The sequence below is a fragment of the Bacillus sp. GMs2/2 genome (assembly GCF_050172095.1).
In the GTDB taxonomy this organism is placed as follows: Bacteria; Bacillota; Bacilli; order Bacillales; family Bacillaceae_G; genus Bacillus_A; species Bacillus_A cereus.
Genome location: NZ_JBNLYE010000017.1, coordinates 1 through 21,645, shown reverse-complemented (window position 1 = coordinate 21,645; position 21,645 = coordinate 1). Strand labels below are relative to the sequence as shown.

The window sequence follows — 21,645 nt, the reverse complement described above, 5'->3', positions numbered from 1 at the left end:
CAATCCTCACAAAATAATCTATGTTACATTTTCTAACATCATGTATATATTTTTCTGAATTTTTAGTTGATTTTTAGTTCCTTTTCGAATATGATATGAAACATAACAAAACGATGTTATTTTTTATAACATTATAGGAGGAGAGCTCATGAATATGGGAGATACAGTTTTTATGTTTGTGACGACAGTAATGGTCATGTTGATGACACCAGGATTGGCACTTTTTTATGGAGGTATGGTTCGCAGCAAAAATGTACTCAGTACAACGATGCATAGTTATAGTGCAATGGCTATCGTTTCGATTCAATGGATTGTTATCGGCTATTCTTTATCATTCGGACCAGATTGGCACGGGCTTATCGGTACACTTGATTGGTTCGGTCTAAACGGAGTTACCTACGCACCAAATCCAGACTACTCATCTACTATTCCTCACAATTTATTCATGATGTTTCAACTCATGTTCGCCATTTTAACTCCAGCTTTAATTTCAGGTGCATTTGCTGAAAGAATGCGATTTTCTGCCTTTCTTATTTTTATCCTTCTATGGACAACGATTGTTTACAATCCTGTCGCTCATTGGGTATGGGGCGTCGGCGGGTGGCTAAGGGAACTTGGTGCACTAGACTTCGCTGGCGGAAACGTCGTTCACATCACTTCCGGAGTTGCTGGTCTTGTATTAGCTATTTTCCTTGGAAAACGAAAAAACATAAATGGTTCTTCTCCTCACCATTTGCCATTTACAATGTTAGGAGCAGGTTTATTATGGTTTGGCTGGTTCGGTTTTAACGTCGGCAGCGCATTATCCTTAAACGACGTAGCTTTAACTGCATTTATTAATACAAATATAGCCGCCGCTGCCTCCGCTCTAACTTGGATGCTTTCTGAATGGTTCTTCCAATCAAAACCGACCGCAATGGGAGCTGCTTGCGGAGTTGTTTCTGGTCTAGTCGCTATTACACCAGCTTGCGGGTTCGTTACACCTTTCTCAGCTCTTCTTATCGGAGCAATTGGTGGTATATTATGCTTTGGCGCCGTTTTCTTCTTAAAAACAAAATTCGGTTATGACGATACACTTGATGCCTTTGGATGCCACGGCATCGGAGGAACTTGGGGCGGTATTGCAACAGGACTATTTGCAACTACTGCCGTAAACGGCGATGGCGCTAACGGATTATTTTACGGAAACGCCTCGCTGCTGTTGAAACAACTTGTAGCGATCGGCGCAACATATGCGTTCACAATTATAATGACGTATGCCATTATTAAAGCAATCAACTTCTTCCTCCCTGTCCGGGTAGATGAGCACGAGGAACATATGGGACTTGATATTTCGATGCATGGTGAGAAAGCTTATGAACATGCAGAGCGAGCAAACTAAAAAAGAGATGCAATCTATTAGTAATAGATTGCATCTCTTTTTTGCGCACCGGGCAACATACCCCACCTAGTATAACCGGAAATATATTAACGGTTTTTTGGATATATCAACGATTTTTCAAATATATCGATTGTTTCTTTCAATATATCAACGGTTCGACACAACATATCGATTTACCAACAAATTCCGGCATGTTTTACATGCGAAATACCCCACATAACTTTATACAAAAAAGACGACCGAAGCCCGGTCGTCTTTTCCTATTTATTTCGGAGCATTTCCTACATATTGCGTAATATCAACATTTAATGCCTGCGCTAAACGCATACCGTATTCTTGATCTGCACGGAAGAAGTTACAAACAGCTAATAATTTTGTGCGTTCATTTACGTCTTTTAGATCATTTGTTAAGTTTGCAATTAAGTTATCTTGCTCTTCTTTAGAGAACGAACGGTAACGCTCACCTGCTTGTTTGAAGTCATTTGGTTTCTCAATTTTTTCACGAGATACATAGCCTTCTACTTTCATAGTTGAATCGCGGTAAGCTTTGTCTTCAACTGGATTCTCTGCATGACGACTCGGTTCGTAGTTGATTGTAGATGGGTTTTGATTCACTTGCATCGCACCATCACGTTGTTGATTCTGAACAGCTGCGTATGGGCAGTTTACAGGAATTTGTAAGTAATTTGCACCAAGACGATAACGCTGTGTATCTGGGTAAGAGAATAAACGACCTTGTAATAATTTATCTTCCGATGGCTCAATACCATTTACAGTTGCACTTGGAGAGAACGCTACTTGCTCTACTTCTGCAAAGAAGTTTTTCGGATTACGATTTAACGTCATTGTCCCTACTTCCATTAATGGGAAGCGATCTTCTGGCCATACTTTCGTTGGATCTAGTGGATCAAAGTCTAAAGAGTCCATTTCATCTAATTGCATAACTTGTACGTGTAAATCCCATTTTGGGTAATTTCCTTTTTCGATTGCATCGAACAAGTCACGAGTTGCATGATTGAAGTCTTTCCCTTGTACTTCTTGCACTTCTTTCGCATTTAAGTTACGTACACCTTGCTGTGGTTTCCAGTGGTATTTAATATAAACAATTTTGCCTTCTTCATTAATCCATTTAAATGAATGGACGCCGAAACCTTCCATTTCACGATAGCTTGCTGGTGTACCGTAATCAGAAAATACCCATGTCATCATATGTGTAGATTCTGGACTTAACGTCATGAAATCCCAATAACGATCTGGCGTTTGAATATTCGTATCAGGTGCTGGTTTTAAGGAATGTACCATATCAGGGAATTTAATTGCATCACGAATGAAGAAAACTGGTAAATGATTACCTACGATATCGTAGTTTCCTTCTTCTGTATAAAATTTAACAGCAAACCCACGTGGGTCACGTGCTGTTTCAGGAGAACCTTGACCATGAATAACCGTTGAAAAACGAACAAATACAGGCGTTTCAGTTCCTTCATTTTGTAAAAATGCTGCTTTCGTATATTGCTTCATACTATTTTTCGTTACGAATACACCGTGAGCACCTGCACCACGTGCATGCACAACGCGCTCCGGAATACGTTCACGATCAAAGTGCGCAAGTTTTTCTACTAAATGATAGTCTTCTAATAATACTGGTCCCCGACGACCAGCTGTACGAGAATTTTGGTTGTCTCCAACTGGAGCACCTTGGTTTGTTGTTAAGCGATTATTTGGATTCATCTAGGGGGATCCTCCTCTTTCTTTCGTAGTAATAATTATTTATTTAAAATCATTATAAATTAATTATTATTCAAAACTAAATCTTTGTCAACTATTTCCTTCACTTTTTTGGAAACAATTTCAGCCAAACAGTCGATAAATGCAGATTGTGCATTCGGCATATTTGGTCTGAAATATTTGGCATTTAATTCATCCGTTACAACTTTACATTCATAATCGTTGTCATATAAAACTTCTAAATGCTCCGCTACAAAACCAACTGGGCAATATACGAAAGATCCGTACCCATGCTCTTCATATAAATCTTTCGTTAAATCTTGCACATCTGGACCAATCCACGGATTTGGAGTATTCCCAGCACTTTGCCAACCGATTGTATAGTTTTGAATATTTGCAGCTTCTGCAATTAAATCTGCCGTATGCTTTAGTTGTTCTACATATGGGTCTCCTGTTGCAATAATTTTTTCTGGCAAACTATGCGCTGAAAAAATTACGACTGCTTTCTCTTTATTATCAATTTCTGTAAACGTCTCTTTTATTTGGTCTGCCCAATACGAAATAAATTTCGGTTCATCATACCATTGTTCAATTGGTTCAATAACAGGACCACCAATTTCTTGCGAAAGACGAATAGCACGGTCATTATACGCTTTAATGCTAAATGTAGAGTAATGTGGCGCTAATACGATACTAATCGCTTGCTCAATCCTATCACGCTTCATTTCTTCTACCGCATCTTCTATAAATGGTGCAATATGTTTTAAACCTAAGTAACAAGTAAATTCATACTCTGTAAATATGTTATTCATTGAATCTGTTAATTTATGCGCCTGTTCTTTCGTAATTTTTGCAAGCGGTGAAATTCCACCAATCGCTTTATAGCGCTCGATTAAATCTTGGAGTGCCTCTTTGGAAGGTTTACGACCGTGGCGAATATGTGTGTAGTACGCTTCTACATCATCTAATGATTCTGGCGTTCCATACGCCATTACGAGTAAACCTATTTTTTTCTTTGTCATCTATATAACACCTCAATTTTATAAATGAGAATCTTTTTCAAGAACATTTGTTTCCAATTATAGCAAACAACAATAAGTACGTAAAGATAATCATTCTAAATAAGTATTTTTTCTAATATGATTTTTAATTTCATTTGACAATTTCTTTAATAAAAAGCGACTTACATAAAAGTAAGTCGCTTTTCCCTTATTCCCTAATATTTACCCCATACTCTTTAAACCAAACGTGAATTTGTGCTAAATGAGCTAAAAGTTGAGGACCTGTCATTAATTGCCCGAACCAAGGTGATTGAAATACACTGCCGCCAGACTGAATCAATCCGCTCAACTGCTCTTTATCAAATAGTTCGTGTAAAATTGAACCTTTATCTGTTAATAAATCTTGCAGCCATACTGTGACCGCTTTCGTATAGTGCGGATTATGCGTTTTCGGATACGGGCTCTTCTTTCTATATAAGATGTCATGCGGAAGCACATCTTCTAACGCTTTACGTAATAGACCTTTTTCGCGGTTTTTATACATTTTCATTTCCCAAGGAATATTCCACGCATATTCGACAAGACGATGATCTGCAAATGGAACACGTACTTCTAAGCTTGCCCCCATACTCATGCGGTCTTTTCTGTCTAATAATGTTGTCATAAACCATACCATATTTAAATAAAATAATTGGCGTCTTTTTGCTTCTAGCGGACTTTCCCCCTCTAAAATAGGAACTTCTTGAATCGACTCTTCATAACGCCTTTGTACATATTGTTGTAAATTTAATTTATTTCTCCATTCTTTTTTTAGAAGTTGTTCACGCGCTTCTGTAGAACGCATCCAGGGAAATGCACTCGATTGTAAATCATCTTCTCTATAAAACCACGGATATCCACCAAATATTTCATCTGCACATTCTCCAGATAAGCCGACGACAAAATCTTGTTTAATTTCGCGGCAAAACCATAATAATGACGAATCGATATCTGCCATACCAGGCAAATCACGAACGAGTACCGCCTCCGTTAAATACTCTGCTAGTTTTTCATTCGAAATGACGCAACGATGATGAGTTGTTTGAAACGTCTCTGTCATCAAATTAATAAACGGAGCATCTGAATTTGGCTGAAACGCATTCGCTTTAAAGTATTTGTCATTATCTTCGTAATCAATTGAATACGTGTGTAATTGTCCTTTTCCTGATCTCTCGTATTCTTTCGCCGCAATAGCTGTAATAGCGCTCGAATCTACACCACCTGATAAAAAGGTACATAGTGGTACATCAGAAACAAGCTGTCTTGTAATGGCATCTTGTAGTAAAAAGCGCGTTTTCTCTACTGTTTCTTCAAAAGAGTCTTCATGTTTTTTACTTTCTACATTCCAATATCTCCATATACATAAACCGTTCTTTGAAAATGTCATCGCATGACCTGGACGTAATTCTTTTATACCAGCATAAATACCGTGGCCAGGCGTTCTTGACGGTCCGAGTCCGAATATTTCTGATAACCCTTCTAATGTTACTTCCGCCTTCACATCTGGATGCGACAATATCGCTTTTAACTCCGAACCAAATAGTAAGCGTCCGCTATCATATTTATAAAAAAATGGCTTTACACCTAATCGATCTCTCGCAATAAATACTTGTTCTTTCTGTTCGTCCCATACTGCAAACGCATATATACCGTTTAAATGATCGACACATTCTTCTTTCCATTCAATATAAGAAGCTAATAATACTTCTGTATCAGAATGACCTTTGAACGTATACCCTCTTCTTAATAATTCCTTTCGAATGTCTTCTGTGTTATAAAGTTCACCGTTATAGCAAATGGCGTAATTCGTTTCATCTTTTAAACAAGTCATCGGCTGTTTACCGCCCTCAGGGTCTACAACGATTAACCGTTTATGCCCAAATGCGACATTTCCTTTAATCCAAACTTTATTATCATCCGGCCCCCGCTTCGCTAACGTCTCAGCCATCTTCGTAACGACATCTCTTTCTCCTTCTAATGAGCGTTTATAATCCACCCATCCTGTAATCCCGCACATATAAATCATCCTTCCATCTTATTTCTTTTCTTGAACGTGCAGTAATCCCCACCCTAAGAGTGCGGATCAAAAAATGAAAAACTTGACGATAACCTACTATCCACATATGGAATAGCATTCTCACTCAGTAAAACATGTTTTATTGTATGCCCACCTATGTCTAGATGTGTCTAGTTATAAAGAACGCACGAACTGTCTATAACAGGAATAACTACTTTTCATAAAGGAGAAATCGTATATGATACAACGTAAACATATTTTATATAACCAGCCCCGTGCTCATACAGTCGGTAATGTAGAATATATAAACAATGAATGGGTATTCTTTGATGATGAAAATGATGAAGCGTTTCTATTAGAAGATATTGCCGAAGATGGGTTTGAAATTTTGTATAATAACAATTGGTTACCAGCCCGTTTCTATGAACAAGATGTATTACAAATCGCCAACGAGCAACACCATTTGCAAAATGGTGAAATGGTACGTATTCGAAAAAAGTTACTTCTTAGCTATAATGAATGGCTCGAGGAATTACCTGACTCTGTCTTCACATTATTAACTGAATCATTGCAATCACTTCACTACTCTTTATATGATTGCATGTATTGTCATAATTATTTATCCTTCTTACCGAAAGAGGAGTCACGCGAAGGAGTAAATATTCTTTTGTTTGATAACGACGAAATGATCTGTACACTGCAGCACCATTTCGTCCGTCATACTACATCAAATAAAAATATGTTCCGTTTTACGAAAGTAAATGGAGAAGAGTTGCATATCGATGCGACATAAAAAATAAAAACCACCTTATCTCCCAAGTCTTTGAGATTATAAGGTGGTTTTATTTTTATTTGAATACGTACCAGCCAAGTGGCAATTTCAGTCCTAAGTATAATACTGCTACTAGCGCAACAATAAATAAGCCCCAAACCGCCCCTGTTGGTTTGTTTTTGCTCATTTTTACAAGAACCATTTCCATTCCGCCGATAACTAAAATACCAGCTAACATTTTCAGGCCGTACCACATGTGCATGCTACCTGTTGCTGTCTTCACAATACTCATGTACAACATGAAGCCTGTCACAATAATGATGATATACATTAGGCGAAGCCCCATATGTACACCCTTACCTTTTCTTCCTGCTGAATAAAGTGAATACGCAACGAAGAATAAAATTAAACCTAACGCCCATGCTGTAATATGCATATGTACCATCGTATCCCTTACCTCCTCTTTTCACACTTTTTCACTCTATATGATAACATGTTCATTTATTTTCAGGAAATGTTTCGCTTTTTTACATTTAAATGATATAATATTTAGAGTATTTACAAACTTCTTGTAATAACAAAAGGGGGAACAATCATGATTCAAACTAAGGATATTATCGAACTTACAGACACATATGGAGCAAATAACTATCACCCACTTCCAATCGTTATTTCTAAAGCAGAAGGTGTTTGGGTAGAAGATCCTGAAGGAAACCGCTATATGGACTTATTAAGTGCATATTCTGCAGTAAACCAAGGTCATCGTCACCCGAAAATTATTAACGCTTTAATTGACCAAGCTAATCGTGTTACGTTAACTTCTCGTGCTTTCCATAGCGATCAATTAGGTCCTTGGTACGAAAAAGTTGCGAAACTAACTAATAAAGAAATGGTACTTCCAATGAATACAGGTGCTGAAGCTGTTGAAACTGCAATTAAAACAGTTCGTCGCTGGGCTTATGATGTGAAGAAAGTAGAAGCAAACCGCGCTGAAATCATCGTTTGTGAAGATAACTTCCACGGACGTACAATGGGTTCTGTTTCTATGTCTTCAAACGAAGAGTACAAGCGTGGATTCGGTCCAATGCTTCCTGGCATCGTTGTAATTCCTTACGGTGATTTAGAAGCGTTAAAAGCTGCAATTACACCAAACACAGCTGCATTCATTTTAGAGCCAATCCAAGGTGAAGCAGGAATTAACATCCCACCAGCTGGTTACTTAAAAGAAGCTCTTGAAGTATGTAAAAAAGAAAACGTTTTATTTGTAGCAGATGAAATCCAAACTGGCTTAGGCCGTACTGGTAAAGTATTTGCTTGTGACTGGGACAATGTAACTCCTGACATGTACATACTTGGTAAAGCACTTGGCGGCGGCGTATTCCCAATCTCTTGCGTAGCAGCAAACCGCGACATTTTAGGTGTATTTGAGCCAGGTTCTCACGGTTCTACATTCGGTGGTAACCCACTTGCATGTGCTGTGTCTATCGCAGCTCTTGAAGTGTTAGAAGAAGAAAAATTAACAGAGCGTTCTCTTCAATTAGGAGAAAAATTAGTTGGGCAATTAAAAGAAATTGACAATCCAATGATCACTGAAGTTCGTGGTAAAGGTTTATTCATCGGTATCGAATTAAACGAGCCAGCTCGTCCTTACTGTGAACAACTAAAAGCAGCTGGTCTACTATGTAAAGAAACACATGAAAACGTAATTCGTATCGCACCACCTCTAGTAATCTCTGAAGAAGATTTAGAGTGGGCATTCCAAAAAATTAAAGCTGTATTATCGTAATGATAGAGAGGTTGTCCGACATGTTGGGACAACCTCTTTCTTTTTATATTCATTTATATTAAGATAAATTTGTAATTTTCTGTATTTTAAAATCATAAAGGAGGTGCGATATGCTATTAAGATATGGTAAACATATTAACTATTTAGCTACATCTTTTATTTTAGTTACATTCTTTGGCTTCCTACTTTCCACAACATGGCTTACTCACTACTCAACTCCTACTACATTCACACTACTGAAAGCATCATTTTGGACTGCTGTTATTCTTACTATCATTGGTTTTGGACGAGAAAAAAGCGCACTTACGGTTATACTATTTGGCATTTGCACACTTGCATTCATTGGTCTTTACACTTTTTCCGTTATTGATTACCTCTATAACCCAAGGCCATAAAAAAGAGCTATCTTTTAACAAGATAGCTCTTTTCTTCACTTCACTACATTTCGCAAAGTACCAATTCCTTCTACTGTAATAACCACTTCATCACCAGCATGTAAAAACTTCGGTGGTGTGAAACCTTTTCCGACACCAGCTGGGGTTCCTGTTGCGATAATATCGCCTGGTTCTAAAGTCATCCCTTTACTTATCGTTGAAATAATTTCTTCTATTGAAAAAATCATTTTATTTGTGTTAGAAGTTTGCCTTACTTCTCCATTTACTACCGTTTCAATGTGTAATGCATTCGGCGCATTAACCACCGATTTATGAATTAAATACGGTCCCATCGGACAAAATGTATCGAAGCTTTTCCCAAGGAAAAACTGTTTATGTTTTCTTTGAATGTCTCGAGCTGTTACATCATTGATAATCGTATAACCAAAAACATGCTCAAGCGCTTTTTCTTTTTTAATTTGTTTCCCTCGCTTACCAATAACGATAGCTAATTCTCCTTCGTAATCTAGTTCGTCCGTTGCATGAGGGTGACCATTAATTTGCTCATTTATGCCAATAACTGTTGTTGGTGCTTTCGTAAAGATCATTATATTTTCTGGAATAGACTCTACTCCGCCCATTTCTACCGCATGCTCACGATAGTTTTTTCCAACGCACAAAATATTCTTTCTTGGCCTTGGAATCGGTGCTAATATTTTCACCTCTGTTAACGGATAATACGCCGCTTCCCCGTTCTCTTTTGCCCAATTTACAATTTCACATACTTTCTCAAAGCATTCAGTCCCTCTTTCAATACACTCTAACATTGTAATAGGGATTGTAACCTTTTCCCCTTTTTGTCTTTGCGCTTCTCTTAAGTGTAATACCTTTTCTTCTTCTTCATCCACAATACCTACAAATACCTTTTCTTCTTTCTTCGCCGTTACAAAACGCAATATTTCCACTCTCCATCCTAAAACTCATGCCCTTTAATTGTATTCGCATCCGTAAGAAAAAAACCTTCTCATACACGCTAATTTTTACAATATTCTTCTCATACCCTATTCGTTACCCTTTATCATTTGGCATAAAATGTAGAAATTTTACTTTTTTTAGCGAAGGTATTTCTTTTTTATGGAGTTTTTGTATAATATGTACTACATATATACTAAAAATTTCATTTAGAGATGGAGCCGATTTCAATGTTTGAGCAAGCGATTGAAAAAAAACGTGAAAAAATGATTTATTTTGCTGAACGCTATGGAATGACTTCTCAAAAAACAGTGGATTGTAGCCAAGAACTGGACAGGCTCTTAAATGTAATTTGGCATGTACATACGGATTTTCACCCAAATCAAACACTCGACACACACACGCAATAGCGTGTGTGTGTCTTTTATTTCAAAAAAACACACATTTTATTGAAAACGCCCATACAATAGTAGAAAAGAAAATTTTAAAAACGAAGGGTGTTTTATATGCCAGCTATGGTCGGACATATTCGTATCGTCAATATTGGATCAAGTGGTATTTTTCATATTGGAGATGTATTTGCGATTAGGCCTATTAGTTACTCACGTGCTTTCGCCGGGGCCGGCTCTTTTAACGTTGGAGATAACGTTTCTGTCTACAATTATCAAAGTGCAACGACTGTCAACGATTCAGATGTCGTCGATCAAGCGATAATTGGTTCAACTTAAAGGGGGCGATTGTATTGAACTTTTACGTAAACCAAAGCATCATCATTAACAGCATTAAAATTGATAGCATTACAACCTCTTCTGTGTTCCAAATTGGTACTGCCGGAAGTATTAAAGCCCTATCTAAATTTTCAAATACGGGCGGATTTACGGAGCCGCTTCGCCCATTACAAGCGAAAGGACAAATTATTTCTATCAAACCATCAACTAGTTCTTCTTAAGACATCCTTGTCATAAATATATAGCAGGAATATTTTTACCCTCCCTATTGAAAAGGAGGTTTCACAAATGAATCAAGATATATATACTTACTTACACCAACTTCAACAAGCTCTTCAAACACAACAAGCAGCCATCCTGAATTTAGAAGATCAAGTACGCCAACTCCAAGAAGAGCTTAACGAATTAAAAAATCGCCCCTCCTCTTCTGTAGGAAAAGTGGAATACAAATTCGATCAATTAAAAGTCGAAAATTTAAATGGTACTTTAAATATTGGTTTAAACCCATTTTCAGCAAAAGGACAACAAATTGAAGATTTTCAAGTGGATACAGAAACATTGAAGGTAAACCCTGAAACCGAAACAAACCCAGACTTTTATCAAGGTATCCTCCAAGAAATGCATCGATACTTAGATGAAGAAGCATATAATCGTATTCTCCATTTTGAACAAGAAGAGCGAACACCGCTTGATGAAATGTATCGACAAATGATGGTGGATGACATAAAAAAACAGATGGAGCATCGACTCCCTTATTATTTATCACAAGCGCAATCATATGAAGGTATTTCAACAGATCCAGATTATTTACGAGATATCATTATTCAGGCAATGAAACAAGATATTGACAAAGCCTTTCTCTCCTTTATTCAGCACATACCGGGAAATTTCCGAAAGGAGTAAGTATGTATGAACCTTAACGTTGTAAACCGTGAGTTAAAAGTCGGACAGATTAAAATGAACGGTGTATCGTCGTCCGCACTCTTTTTAATTGGAGATGCAAATCTCCTCATTCTATCTTCTATTCTCGATACACCATTTGAAACAGTTACAGAGGGTCCATTTGTACCATTAGTAACAGATGTCCCTCCTACTCCAGGTTAAGGAGACTGAGAAATTATGTTGCAGCATGTGTCTATTGTCCAAAATGTTTCTATTATTTCTTTAGGGATTGCTGCTGTATTTCAAGTTGGAGATGCAAACCAAATGGAATTAAAAAGTAGAGCTATTGCCGTCCACCGTGAAATTCCTTTTTATATACGGGGAGAAGGTCGCTTTGATGCTTTTGAAATCTTTACAGATGAACACATTACAATTCCAAAACGAACGACAGATGTAAAATTAAACATTGTAAATGAATGCCCTTTTATTGAAGTTAATAACGTTGAATTACGCACACTTTTAAATTCTGGTTGCTTTCAAATTGGAAATGTTGATTATGGTTTTAATAACTCTCGTATTATACAAATCCGCCAATATATTACGGATGAACCTTCCGCACAATAATTCATATAGTAATTAAAAAGCTTAGTAAAGTAGGTGGATGGTATGCCTTCGGTTGTAGGAAATCTCGTCGTGCAAAACAGTAACGGCTCTTTCAACTTAGGAGATTTTTATAACGTATCTCCGAAAGAAAACACGAAAGCCTATAACGGATCTGGAGCTTCCAATGTTGGGTTTGTCGTGAATACGTTTAACGGTGTTAGTGCAACGAATACATTTGATTCTGATGTGGCAGATCAAGATCAGATTGGAACAGCGTAAAAAAAGTAGGAGATATTCTCCTACTTTTTTCTTTTATCTAATTCAAAATTATTAAAATAAAATTTTAATAAGCAAGAGCTTTACTGTCCACAAATAGTGGTATAAACAAGTAAGTAGTGAAGAGGCACTATTTCATTTTATTTAAATGATAACCCGCTCTCCTCCAAAGCCTTCCTAAGCTTCGGCAAAGACGCAGGTCCCATACCATGCAGTTTTAATATTTCTTTTTCACTATATTTTGAGAGTTCTTCTACAGTTTGAATTCCATGGTGTTCTAATGCCCTTCTTGCTGGCGCTGAAAGAAGAGAGAGAAAACCTTCTTTTGGTTTTCTCTCTTTCTCACAGACTGGGCAAGTTGGACAATCGCTACTTTTATAGTACTCGTGTCCCTGTTCACAAGTTCTTAACGTTTTTTCCGTTACCATTTTCAAGCCCCTCTATTCTTCAATATTTACAACGTGATTCCCATCAAAGAAGTATAAACATTTCTCTTTTACAGGATGTTGTAAGCTTTTCTCCAGTGCTTTTGCATATAACGAAAGCTGCACTTTATATCGATCTTCTAAAATTGGTTTCGCTTGTTCGAATCCGCCTGGGAATTTCCCTTCAATCGTATCTGTTTTGAAGTCGATTAACGTAATGCCATCTTCCTCTTCAATCATGCAGTCGATAACCCCTTGGACAAGAATCGATTCCCCGCTATTCCCTTGCCAATCTTGATATGCTTCTTCTGCTGCAAGCATCATCGTAAATGGTACTTCACGCTCAACACTTTTCGCCGCTAATACCCTTTTACCTAAGTCACTGTCAAAGAATGAAATTACTTTTTCAATCGCTATTTCTTCCGCCTGCTCGAATGTTAATAATTCCTTATTTACCATTCCAGCAATTTGCTCTTGAAGAACTTCAACCGTAATCGGCTTCTTCAAATCAACATGCTGCATAACGGCATGGACTGCTGTTCCGCGCTCTGCGTACGTTAACCCTTTTTTCTCCATAAAGCGCGGACGTGTTTTAATTGGTGCACGTAGTTTTTTAATAAAGGTGTTATCGCTACCATCTTCTGATTGATAATTTCTCTTTATTTCTGTAACAGATTGCTTCGCACGGTGAGATGTTGCTTCCTCATATCCGTACTTCCACATTAATCTGTCGTACACTTCATCTTTTCGTTCACTTTCTAACGGCACAGCCTTTTTCTCACGAAGCGCTTCTAACAATTCTTGTTTCTCTTCTTGAACTGGCTCTGGTGCAAGTAGCGTATTACCGTCCACAACTTCTACTTTCCAGCTCGTGTCATACCCGTAAATTTCATCTGGAATACTTCCTTGTCCTAATTCAAGAAGCATTTCACTATCACGGTGTCTATATAATGAAGGTGCAATCCAGTCTAAATAACAAGACGCCCCGGCACGTATGTGATCTGGTAATAACCATTCACTATGTTCCCTCGCATCAAGCCATTTTTCCATTTCCTTATTTGCATCCTTAACTGTTCCGATTAAAATTAACTTCTCTTTCGCGCGCGTCAACGCTACGTATAGTACGCGCATTTCTTCCGCAATTAATTCCATTTTCATTTTACGCTTAATCGCAAGCTGTGATAATGTTGTATATTTAATTCGTTTACGCGGATCGATAAATTGCGAACCGAAACCGAAATCTTTATGCAATAAGAAACGTTTCATCAAGTCTTGTGTATTAAAACGACGACCGAGTCCAGCTACAAATACAACCGGGAACTCTAACCCTTTACTTTTATGAATCGTCATAATGCGAACAACGTCTTCTTGTTCACCGAGGGCCCTCGCCGTACCCATGTCATCACCGCGTTCTAAAATACGTTCAATAAAACGTAAGAAGCGGAATAATCCTCTAAATGATGTTGCTTCGTATTGTCTTGCGCGGTCATATAGTACGCGTAAGTTTGCCTGCCTTTGCTTTCCAGCTGGTAAACCGCCAACGAAGTCGTAATAACCTGTCTCACCGTACACTTTCCAAATTAAATCAGAAAGTGATTGTTGGCGCGCGAATTCACGCCATCCTTGCAGTAAGTTATAAAACCACTCTAATTTATCATGAAGTTCTTGCTCCTCTTCAAGTGGTGCCCCTTTTAAGAATGAGCTCATTACTTCATAAAACGAGCCTTTCTTTCCATGAGCACGAAGCGTTGCAAGTTCTTCATCGCTCAATCCAACGATTGGAGAACGAAGTACAGCTGCAAGCGGAATATCTTGCATCGGATTATCAATAACGCGGAATACGTTCATCATAATATTTACTTCCGTCGCTTCAAAGTAACCAGTCGCAAGGTCAGCGTACACTGGAATTCCTTGTAATTTTAACTCTTCCATAATTTGCGGGGCCCACGGCATGGAGCGAAGTAAAATAACGAAGTCGCGGTATTGTACTGGGCGCATACTATCATTTTTACGGTCATACACTTCATAACCTGAATCAACCATCGCTTTAATGCGCTGCGCCATAAGACGAGCTTCAAGCTGTGCTTTTTCGACTTCTGCACCTTCTTCTCCGTCTATTACTTCTTCTTCCGTTTGCTGAATGCACAGTAGTTCTGCCGCTACATCTTCACCTTCTGGATAGGTAGCACCTAACTTTAATTCAGCGTCTGCATCGTAGTCGATTTCTCCGACTTCTTCACCCATAATTTGTTTGAAGATAAAGTTCGTACCTGCTAACACTTCATGACGACTACGGAAGTTTTTCGCTAAGTCGATCTTCATTCCACCGCCCAATCCTTCTTGTGTGAAGCGTTTATATTTTCCTAGGAATAGTCCTGGTTCGGCTAGTCGGAAACGATAAATCGACTGCTTTACGTCACCAACCATGAACAAGTTTCCTTCACTCTCAGAATCTTTCGTTACGAATTTAATAATAGATTCCTGTACAAAGTTCGTATCTTGATATTCATCGACTAATACTTCAGCAAATTTATTACGATATTGGAGCGCCACTGCTGACGGATTCATTTCACCATTTTCACTTTGTTCACTTAAAATTTGTAAACAGAAATGCTCTAAATCTGTGAAATCGACCATTCCTTTATCTCGCTTCATCGCTTGGAAACGTTCTGTAAATACTTTTACAAGTTGAACAAGCTTTTCTAATACTGGGTGCATATCTTGAAAATCTCGTAAGAAACTTTCAGGTTTTCGGCTAAATAACTCTTCTTGTAATTTCTTCACTTCATCTTTCGCTTTATTACGAAGAGAGTCTACTTGTTTTACAACATCTTCATTGTAATCACTTTTCTTAATACGCTTTAACGTTTGCCACGATACATTTTGCATCGCTTCATACAAACTTGTCCACGACTCATGAGCAGCTGATGATAGCGTTCCAAGTAAAGCTAGATCTGCTTGCAGGGTTTCAATGCGAGGCGCTGGACCGTCAGGAAGCATTGCGAGTTCAGTTGCCTTACGAATATGCTGTTCCGCTGTTTCAAGCTGGAATTTCACATCTTCTAATAAATAAGAAGCATATACTAAATCTTCAATTGTCTTTCCTTCTACGTCATATGCTTCTACTAATTTATCAAGCCATTTTTCCGGATTTGGATGCGCTCTTGACTCTGTATGAAGCGCTAAAATCATACGTTGTAAGTCATCATCACTACGGTCACTCGTATAACGATCAACAAGTTCAAAGAAGATTGTATTATCTTCGATTCCGTACTCTTCTTCTAATATGTCATCTAGCACTTCTTCTTTTAACAATTCATTTTCTGTTTGATTCGCAATACGGAAACGAGGATCAACATCAAGCATGTAGTAATATCCTCTAATTACTTGTAAACAGAATGAGTGAATTGTTGAAATGGAAGCTTTATTTAATAGGCTCAGCTGCTTTCTTACGTGTTGAGAGCCTGGTTCATCAATTAATACCTTTTCTAACGCTTCCCCGATTCGGTTTTTCATCTCTTGCGCCGCTGCATTCGTAAATGTTACAACGAGCAGGCGGTCGACATCGACTGGATTCTCTTCATTAATAATCTTTTTAATAATACGTTCAACTAATACTGCTGTTTTACCTGATCCAGCTGCAGCCGCAACTAAAATATCACGTCCATTCGCTACAACAGCTTTCCACTGGTCATCTGTCCATTGACTACCTTCTGGTTTTTCAGGCCAATTTTCTATCATTCTCCGCCAACCTCCTCTCTTATTTTCTCCATCGCTTCGCTATCTTTCATATCTTTTAACGATCGGAACTGATTATCTTCAAGTGACTCATCAAATTGACAAACAGATTTGAAGTTACAGAACGTACATGCTGCTTTATTTCCCATTTTATAAGGAGCAATATCGATAACACCTTCTGTAATATCTTTTCCGATATTTTCAAACGTATGGTGTACATATTTTTGCAGTACGTTAAACTCTTGCTCACTTGCAATACTTGAACGCGCACTAAAGCTACCGTCTTTTTTCAGGCCAGCAGAAATAATATCTGAACTTCCTGTTGAAAGTTTGTTATCCATTAAACGAACAACGTCAGCATCTCCTAATACGAGTCCTTTCATTTTAAATTTCTTTAAAATTTCTTTTTCAATTTCAGCTTCAGATGCGTCACCTTTCATCTCAACGATTGGGTTATGAATATGGAAATACAATACACCAGCTGGTGATGCTGCGTGACCTTTTTTCATCCACGTCTGTGCATTCGAAGTAACAACATCTAAATACGTTAACATTTGAAGTGCTAATCCGTAATACACTTCCGTTAAATCTAACGCTTTTGAACTTGATTTATAATCAATAATACGTAAGAACGTCCCGTTTTCATCTTCTGCCTTATCAACACGGTCAATACGGCCGACAACTTCCATCTTCACACCATTTGGTAATGAGAATTCCATCGGCGGAAGTGATCCTGTACCACCCATACCGAACGGCACTTCTAAATCAACTGGTACGAATCCGCTTGACTTCGCATGTTCACGAAGAATGATTGACGTACGGAAAATGATTTGTTGTAGTTTTTGTTTTAAATAGAAATGACGGTTTGAACTTAATAAAATTTGTCGTTGTAATAACGGTGCGATTTCTTCTATTACTAAAACAGAAAGATGCTTACACTCTTTTATGGATAAATCCGCCCAAGTACGGTTTTCACGCAATAGCTTGTCCGCAATTTTCTTTAATGCCGCATGGAATAATTCGCCGATGTCCGGCGCATCAAGCTTGAAAATATCACGCTCTCTAAGCGATAAACCGTGCTGCGCAAAATGAGCGTATGCACAACGGTTAAATAGTTCCATACGAGAGACGCTTCCTTTAATTATATCTCCGTATAAATCTCTACTTACTGCTGTACTTAGTTTCTTCGCACGATTTCGATAGAATAAACTTGATAAGACGCGGCTACTTTTTTGTTTCCATTCATCTGAAGTTACGTAGAAATTATATACGTCCCACCAAAAGTCTAAATTCCCTTCAAATCCGTATCGCTTCCACGTTTGTAGTTGCTGCATAACGTAAGATAACGTTACTTCTGGCGTTGCTACGTATGAAATTTGTTCTGAACGTGATAAATCGTTTACGTCATTCGTAATAAATGAATCTTTCACATTAGGGAACATTCTTTTTATTTTCTTAATAAAGCTAGACGCAAGTAACGTCTTTCCTTCTTCATCTGCAAGCGGGCATGAAATATATAACTTCTCAGATGCTCTCGTTACCATTTGATACATAACGAACTGTTCTTCTAACAAAGTTTGTCTCGTCGTTGGCGCTAATTCAATCCCTGCTGCACCAAGAACTTCTCTTTCTTCATCAGAAAGCATACCTTCGTCCATAGGTGCTGCTGGAATAACACCCTCATTTACACCTATAATAAACGTTGCTTTCACGTCAGATAACCTGGAGTGATCAATATTAGCAATTAACACTTGGTCTAATGACGGTGGAATGTTAGCAAATTGAAGCGCCTCAAGACCTGTCGACATAACGTCCGTAAACATAGAAAGAGACATTTTCTCTTCACCAAGCATCTCTACAAACGTATCAAGAAGGCTCATTACTTCTTCCCATACTTGTTCATGATCTGTCGCAAATAAGAAATCTCCACTTTCTTCTGCACGTATACGTAATTCTTCTAGTTTTTTCGGAACATCCAGCTCTTCTAGAAATAAGTAAACTGCTTCACACATTTGCATAACTGTTCCTGCACGCTTTAACCTTTTTTGCATGCGAATAACAGGTGTTCTTACAACGTCACGTAACCTATTTATTTTCTCTTCCATTTCACGTTCACTATCTGTAATCATCCCGTTCGTATCATCAAGAGAACGATAACGGCGATACATCCATGGATCCTCTGAAGTCCATCTCTTTCCTTGTACACCGTACGCTAAACAGTAATTTTCAAATTCATCCATTTCTTCACGCATCGTTTCTTTTCTTACGTCTAATGGATATAAAAGCTCTGTTTTCACGCAGCGGAACACCGCATCATAACGCCAATTCCCACTAATAATCTCGAGTGCAGAACGAATACATTCTACTAATGGGTGGTGTGACATCGGACGCTTTTCATCGATGAAGTGTGGGATATTGTAATCTGTAAATAACGTTCGCATCACATCGTAATAACTTTCCCCATTACGAAGAAGAACCGCAATATCTCGGTAACGATAGTTTTCCTCCGCCACAAGTTTACGAATTTCACGCGCAACACCTTCTACCTCTGCTCGTAAATTCGCAGCTGTACTAATCGTTACACTCGCTTCACCGTTAAATTTTTCATTCGGACGCGCTTCATAATGAGCTTCTAAATGTGCTAATGCCGGAGAATGAAAACGCGGCTGTTCCATAAGTGGAATTGTTTTTTCAATTTCTATTTTCTCTTCACGCGCTACTTGTTTGATTTTTTCATACGTTAACGTCGTTTCATAAAATAAATCAAGTTCATTTACTGGCTGCGCTAACGTTTTTTCATCTATCGTTAACGTGATCGTAACTCTCGCTCCGCAAATCATAAGCTGTCTTACAATCTCTAACTCTTGCGGGGAGAATGAATGAAATCCATCTATATAAATTTCCGCACCATTTACATATTCAGACTGCGGAAGCTTTTCCACTAGCAATTGCAAGTAGTCTTCTGAATCTAAATATTTTCCGATTAAAGCACGTTCAAAATCATCGTATAATAGCTGTAAATCATACACTTTATTCGCTAGTAACTTTTGTTCGGCACTGCTACTATGCGCATCTAATTGTTGCCACATTTCATATACGTTAGATGGCGTTACATTGTAACGTTTAAACTCTGCAATCATACTGCCAAGATGTTCAAAGAAACCGTTTTGCTCCGCTGCTTTTTGGAACACCGATAATCCATCTTTACGAGACTCTACAATTTTACGGAGTAACATATGTACACCCGCTTCATCAATATGAAGACGACTCGCTCCGCCAACTTCTTGTAGTACCTTCCACGCTAATCGTGAAAAACTAAAAACTTGTGCCCGAATAGAACCTCTTACATCCTCACTTCCAATTAACGCCTGCTGCGTCTGGAATGTCATCTGTTCTGGCACAAGATATAATATTGTTTTCCCTCTCGGGCGTTGTTTTAACTCTTCTTGCACTTCGCGTAAACAAAGTGTACTTTTTCCACTTCCCGCTCTACCAATCACAAATCGAAGTGACATGTAACCCCACCTTTCACTTACATAACGAACGTTAGTTTGCTACTATAATTGTATTATAGTACACGAAAAAAGACAAACTGAGTTGTTTGTCTTTTCTATACTTCTACTTCATTATATCAACCTTTTGAAAAATTCGTTTGCACCTCTTGAATTGGCCAATATCGCAAATCAACTTTACCGACAACTGTATCAGCTTTTACAAAGCCAAAGTGTCTACTATCCCAGCTCCCGAGCCGGTTATCACCTACTACAAAAATAAACCCGGGTGGCACCAGCTTTTCTTTCGTTAACTCTTCTAATGTAAAGTCGCCTGTTAGTTGCCTTCCATTTATCTCTTTCTTATACTTCTCTAAATACGGCTCATCAATAAATTGACCGTTTATATATAACTTATCCTGCTTATATTCAATATGATCTCCAGGTAAACCGATAACCCGCTTTACATAGTCCTCTTTTTTATTCGCATGAAATACCACAACGTCAAATCTGTTCAAGTCCCCAACTTGATAACTCACCTTATTTACAACTAGCATATTGCCATCTTGCAATGTCGGCATCATTGACTTCCCCTCTACAACATACGTTGAAAAGAAAAACGTTCGAAAAAATACAGCTAATAATACACCAATTAAAATTGTTCGTATCCACTCTATGCCTTCTTTTTTCAAAGTTTTCTTCATCTGCTTCTCCCCTTATCCTTTAATACTGAAGCTTTCCTTTACAAAGAAGACTATTCTTAATGTAGTTCTAACTTTACTTCGATTTTCTTACCGACATACCATAAAATAAAAATACCAATCGCTACAATAACTGATTTCACTGGATTATGAATAAATGACATTAAATCATGACCGATATACGTTAAAATAAAAATCATCACAAGTTTTCCGAATGCTAACGCTAGACCAAACTGTTTTACACTAATTCGGGATAAACCAGCGACAACATTTATGAGCGCTGACGGTGTAAACGGAAAACAAAATATAACAAAAATCGGTGCGAATCCTTTCCTTTCAACCCACCCCATTGCTTTTCGTACTCTCTCATGCTTATTTACAAACGAAAAGAAACGACTGCGACCAAAATGGCGGATGATGAAAAAGACAAGTAATGCACCCATTACTGATCCAAGCCATGAATAAAGAAAACCGAGCCAAAAGCCAAATGCAACAGCATTCGCCAGTACAAATACAATAAGCGGTAATGCTGGAATCAACGCCTCTATCATCGGTAAACCAACACCAAGAAGTGGTCCGAACGCTTTATAACTCTCAACAATATGATCCATATTTTCTGGTGAAAAATACTCTTTGATTGTCTGAAAATCCATTCTACACTTTACCCCTTTACTCTAAATACTATCCCTACTGTATCATTGCTTATATGAAAGAGGAAATGGTAGATACGA

General features: G+C 38.0%; 21 protein-coding genes. 11 read left to right on the top strand and 10 right to left on the bottom strand.

What is annotated here, in order from left to right:
• Positions 1-148: 148 nt before the first annotated feature.
• Positions 149-1,381: an ammonium transporter gene (locus ACQGS6_RS05015; protein WP_001055857.1), complete on the top strand. Its 1,233-nt coding sequence runs from the start codon at positions 149-151 to the stop codon at positions 1,379-1,381.
• A 264-nt stretch (positions 1,382-1,645) separates the two neighbouring features.
• Here the strand turns inward: ACQGS6_RS05015 and katB are convergent, their stop codons facing one another.
• From katB to asnB, 3 genes are all read right to left on the bottom strand, one after another.
• Positions 1,646-3,112 (bottom strand): catalase KatB, encoded by a 1,467-nt coding sequence (katB, locus tag ACQGS6_RS05010; protein WP_001069181.1) that lies wholly within the window; start codon positions 3,110-3,112, stop codon positions 1,646-1,648.
• Positions 3,113-3,171: 59 nt separating this feature from the next.
• Complete coding sequence (hemH, locus tag ACQGS6_RS05005; RefSeq protein ID WP_025967009.1) at positions 3,172-4,131, bottom strand: ferrochelatase; 960 nt, start codon at positions 4,129-4,131, stop codon at positions 3,172-3,174.
• A 187-nt stretch (positions 4,132-4,318) separates the two neighbouring features.
• On the bottom strand, positions 4,319-6,166 hold the full coding sequence (asnB, locus tag ACQGS6_RS05000; RefSeq protein ID WP_426964938.1) for an asparagine synthase (glutamine-hydrolyzing): 1,848 nt from the start codon (positions 6,164-6,166) through the stop codon (positions 4,319-4,321).
• A 238-nt stretch (positions 6,167-6,404) separates the two neighbouring features.
• Here asnB and ACQGS6_RS04995 point away from each other — a divergent pair, with 238 nt between their 5' ends.
• Positions 6,405-6,959 carry a DUF2777 domain-containing protein gene (locus tag ACQGS6_RS04995; protein WP_000616049.1) on the top strand — a complete coding sequence of 185 codons (555 nt, stop codon included), beginning with the start codon at positions 6,405-6,407 and terminating at the stop codon, positions 6,957-6,959.
• 55 nt (positions 6,960-7,014) lie between these two features.
• Here the strand turns inward: ACQGS6_RS04995 and ACQGS6_RS04990 are convergent, their stop codons facing one another.
• Positions 7,015-7,383 carry a YisL family protein gene (locus tag ACQGS6_RS04990; RefSeq protein ID WP_000233495.1) on the bottom strand — a complete coding sequence of 123 codons (369 nt, stop codon included), beginning with the start codon at positions 7,381-7,383 and terminating at the stop codon, positions 7,015-7,017.
• Positions 7,384-7,533: 150 nt separating this feature from the next.
• On the opposite strand from ACQGS6_RS04990, the gene rocD reads away from it, so the two are divergent.
• A complete protein-coding gene (rocD, locus tag ACQGS6_RS04985) occupies positions 7,534-8,724 on the top strand; it encodes an ornithine aminotransferase (protein ID WP_044792702.1) in 1,191 nt (396 codons plus the stop codon).
• A gap of 110 nt (positions 8,725-8,834) precedes the next feature.
• Positions 8,835-9,119, top strand: a complete 285-nt coding sequence (locus tag ACQGS6_RS04980) for a hypothetical protein (protein WP_000926864.1) — start codon at positions 8,835-8,837, stop codon at positions 9,117-9,119.
• A gap of 35 nt (positions 9,120-9,154) precedes the next feature.
• Here ACQGS6_RS04980 and ACQGS6_RS04975 read toward each other — a convergent pair whose 3' ends face one another.
• Complete coding sequence (locus tag ACQGS6_RS04975; protein WP_001213075.1) at positions 9,155-10,054, bottom strand: fumarylacetoacetate hydrolase family protein; 900 nt, start codon at positions 10,052-10,054, stop codon at positions 9,155-9,157.
• A gap of 246 nt (positions 10,055-10,300) precedes the next feature.
• Here ACQGS6_RS04975 and ACQGS6_RS04970 point away from each other — a divergent pair, with 246 nt between their 5' ends.
• The 7 genes from ACQGS6_RS04970 (at position 10,301) to gerPF (ending at position 12,562) form a co-directional block, all read left to right on the top strand.
• Positions 10,301-10,480, top strand: coding sequence for an aspartyl-phosphate phosphatase Spo0E family protein (locus ACQGS6_RS04970; RefSeq protein ID WP_000462845.1), 180 nt, complete (start codon positions 10,301-10,303; stop codon positions 10,478-10,480).
• Positions 10,481-10,576: 96 nt separating this feature from the next.
• Positions 10,577-10,798, top strand: coding sequence for a spore germination protein GerPA (gerPA, locus tag ACQGS6_RS04965; RefSeq protein ID WP_001111188.1), 222 nt, complete (start codon positions 10,577-10,579; stop codon positions 10,796-10,798).
• 14 nt (positions 10,799-10,812) lie between these two features.
• Positions 10,813-11,019 carry a spore germination protein GerPB gene (gene gerPB / locus ACQGS6_RS04960; RefSeq protein ID WP_001012508.1) on the top strand — a complete coding sequence of 69 codons (207 nt, stop codon included), beginning with the start codon at positions 10,813-10,815 and terminating at the stop codon, positions 11,017-11,019.
• A 67-nt stretch (positions 11,020-11,086) separates the two neighbouring features.
• Entirely contained in the window at positions 11,087-11,701 is a 615-nt protein-coding gene (gene gerPC, locus ACQGS6_RS04955) for a spore germination protein GerPC (protein ID WP_001070760.1), read from the top strand.
• 6 nt (positions 11,702-11,707) lie between these two features.
• Positions 11,708-11,902, top strand: a complete 195-nt coding sequence (gene gerPD, locus ACQGS6_RS04950) for a spore germination protein GerPD (protein ID WP_001052807.1) — start codon at positions 11,708-11,710, stop codon at positions 11,900-11,902.
• A gap of 15 nt (positions 11,903-11,917) precedes the next feature.
• On the top strand, positions 11,918-12,304 hold the full coding sequence (locus ACQGS6_RS04945) for a spore germination protein GerPE (RefSeq protein WP_000939190.1): 387 nt from the start codon (positions 11,918-11,920) through the stop codon (positions 12,302-12,304).
• A gap of 42 nt (positions 12,305-12,346) precedes the next feature.
• The gene (gene gerPF, locus ACQGS6_RS04940) at positions 12,347-12,562 is read left to right on the top strand and encodes a spore germination protein GerPF (protein WP_001141566.1); all 216 of its coding nucleotides are present in this window, start codon (positions 12,347-12,349) and stop codon (positions 12,560-12,562) included.
• Between the two features lie 137 nt (positions 12,563-12,699).
• On the opposite strand, the gene ACQGS6_RS04935 is transcribed toward gerPF, so the two are convergent.
• The 5 genes from ACQGS6_RS04935 to ACQGS6_RS04915 form a co-directional block, all read right to left on the bottom strand.
• Positions 12,700-12,987 (bottom strand): RNA polymerase alpha subunit C-terminal domain-containing protein, encoded by a 288-nt coding sequence (locus tag ACQGS6_RS04935; protein ID WP_000255726.1) that lies wholly within the window; start codon positions 12,985-12,987, stop codon positions 12,700-12,702.
• 12 nt (positions 12,988-12,999) lie between these two features.
• Positions 13,000-16,725, bottom strand: coding sequence for a helicase-exonuclease AddAB subunit AddA (addA, locus tag ACQGS6_RS04930; RefSeq protein WP_426964937.1), 3,726 nt, complete (start codon positions 16,723-16,725; stop codon positions 13,000-13,002).
• On the bottom strand, positions 16,722-20,237 hold the full coding sequence (gene addB / locus ACQGS6_RS04925) for a helicase-exonuclease AddAB subunit AddB (RefSeq protein WP_047385731.1): 3,516 nt from the start codon (positions 20,235-20,237) through the stop codon (positions 16,722-16,724). Before addB ends, addA begins: the two co-directional genes overlap by 4 nt.
• Positions 20,238-20,353: 116 nt before the next feature.
• On the bottom strand, positions 20,354-20,917 hold the full coding sequence (lepB, locus tag ACQGS6_RS04920) for a signal peptidase I (protein ID WP_000751910.1): 564 nt from the start codon (positions 20,915-20,917) through the stop codon (positions 20,354-20,356).
• A gap of 56 nt (positions 20,918-20,973) precedes the next feature.
• The gene (locus ACQGS6_RS04915) at positions 20,974-21,567 is read right to left on the bottom strand and encodes a TVP38/TMEM64 family protein (protein ID WP_426964936.1); all 594 of its coding nucleotides are present in this window, start codon (positions 21,565-21,567) and stop codon (positions 20,974-20,976) included.
• Between the last annotated feature and the right edge of the window lie 78 nt (positions 21,568-21,645).

Bases quoted from the DNA above. Each gene is read 5' to 3' on its own strand.
- gerPA (WP_001111188.1), top strand. From the start codon at position 10,577: ATGCCAGCTATGGTCGGACATATTCGTATCGTCAATATTGGATCAAGT.
- ACQGS6_RS05015 (WP_001055857.1), top strand. From the start codon at position 149: ATGAATATGGGAGATACAGTTTTTATGTTTGTGACGACAGTAATGGTC.
- addB (WP_047385731.1), bottom strand. From the start codon at position 20,237: ATGTCACTTCGATTTGTGATTGGTAGAGCGGGAAGTGGAAAAAGTACA.
- ACQGS6_RS04995 (WP_000616049.1), top strand. From the start codon at position 6,405: ATGATACAACGTAAACATATTTTATATAACCAGCCCCGTGCTCATACA.
- asnB (WP_426964938.1), bottom strand. From the start codon at position 6,166: ATGTGCGGGATTACAGGATGGGTGGATTATAAACGCTCATTAGAAGGA.
- katB (WP_001069181.1), bottom strand. From the start codon at position 3,112: ATGAATCCAAATAATCGCTTAACAACAAACCAAGGTGCTCCAGTTGGA.
- hemH (WP_025967009.1), bottom strand. From the start codon at position 4,131: ATGACAAAGAAAAAAATAGGTTTACTCGTAATGGCGTATGGAACGCCA.
- lepB (WP_000751910.1), bottom strand. From the start codon at position 20,917: ATGAAGAAAACTTTGAAAAAAGAAGGCATAGAGTGGATACGAACAATT.
- ACQGS6_RS04915 (WP_426964936.1), bottom strand. From the start codon at position 21,567: ATGGATTTTCAGACAATCAAAGAGTATTTTTCACCAGAAAATATGGAT.
- ACQGS6_RS04935 (WP_000255726.1), bottom strand. From the start codon at position 12,987: ATGGTAACGGAAAAAACGTTAAGAACTTGTGAACAGGGACACGAGTAC.
- ACQGS6_RS04945 (WP_000939190.1), top strand. From the start codon at position 11,918: ATGTTGCAGCATGTGTCTATTGTCCAAAATGTTTCTATTATTTCTTTA.
- rocD (WP_044792702.1), top strand. From the start codon at position 7,534: ATGATTCAAACTAAGGATATTATCGAACTTACAGACACATATGGAGCA.
- gerPF (WP_001141566.1), top strand. From the start codon at position 12,347: ATGCCTTCGGTTGTAGGAAATCTCGTCGTGCAAAACAGTAACGGCTCT.
- ACQGS6_RS04980 (WP_000926864.1), top strand. From the start codon at position 8,835: ATGCTATTAAGATATGGTAAACATATTAACTATTTAGCTACATCTTTT.
- gerPC (WP_001070760.1), top strand. From the start codon at position 11,087: ATGAATCAAGATATATATACTTACTTACACCAACTTCAACAAGCTCTT.
- ACQGS6_RS04990 (WP_000233495.1), bottom strand. From the start codon at position 7,383: ATGGTACATATGCATATTACAGCATGGGCGTTAGGTTTAATTTTATTC.
- ACQGS6_RS04970 (WP_000462845.1), top strand. From the start codon at position 10,301: ATGTTTGAGCAAGCGATTGAAAAAAAACGTGAAAAAATGATTTATTTT.
- addA (WP_426964937.1), bottom strand. From the start codon at position 16,725: ATGATAGAAAATTGGCCTGAAAAACCAGAAGGTAGTCAATGGACAGAT.
- gerPD (WP_001052807.1), top strand. From the start codon at position 11,708: ATGAACCTTAACGTTGTAAACCGTGAGTTAAAAGTCGGACAGATTAAA.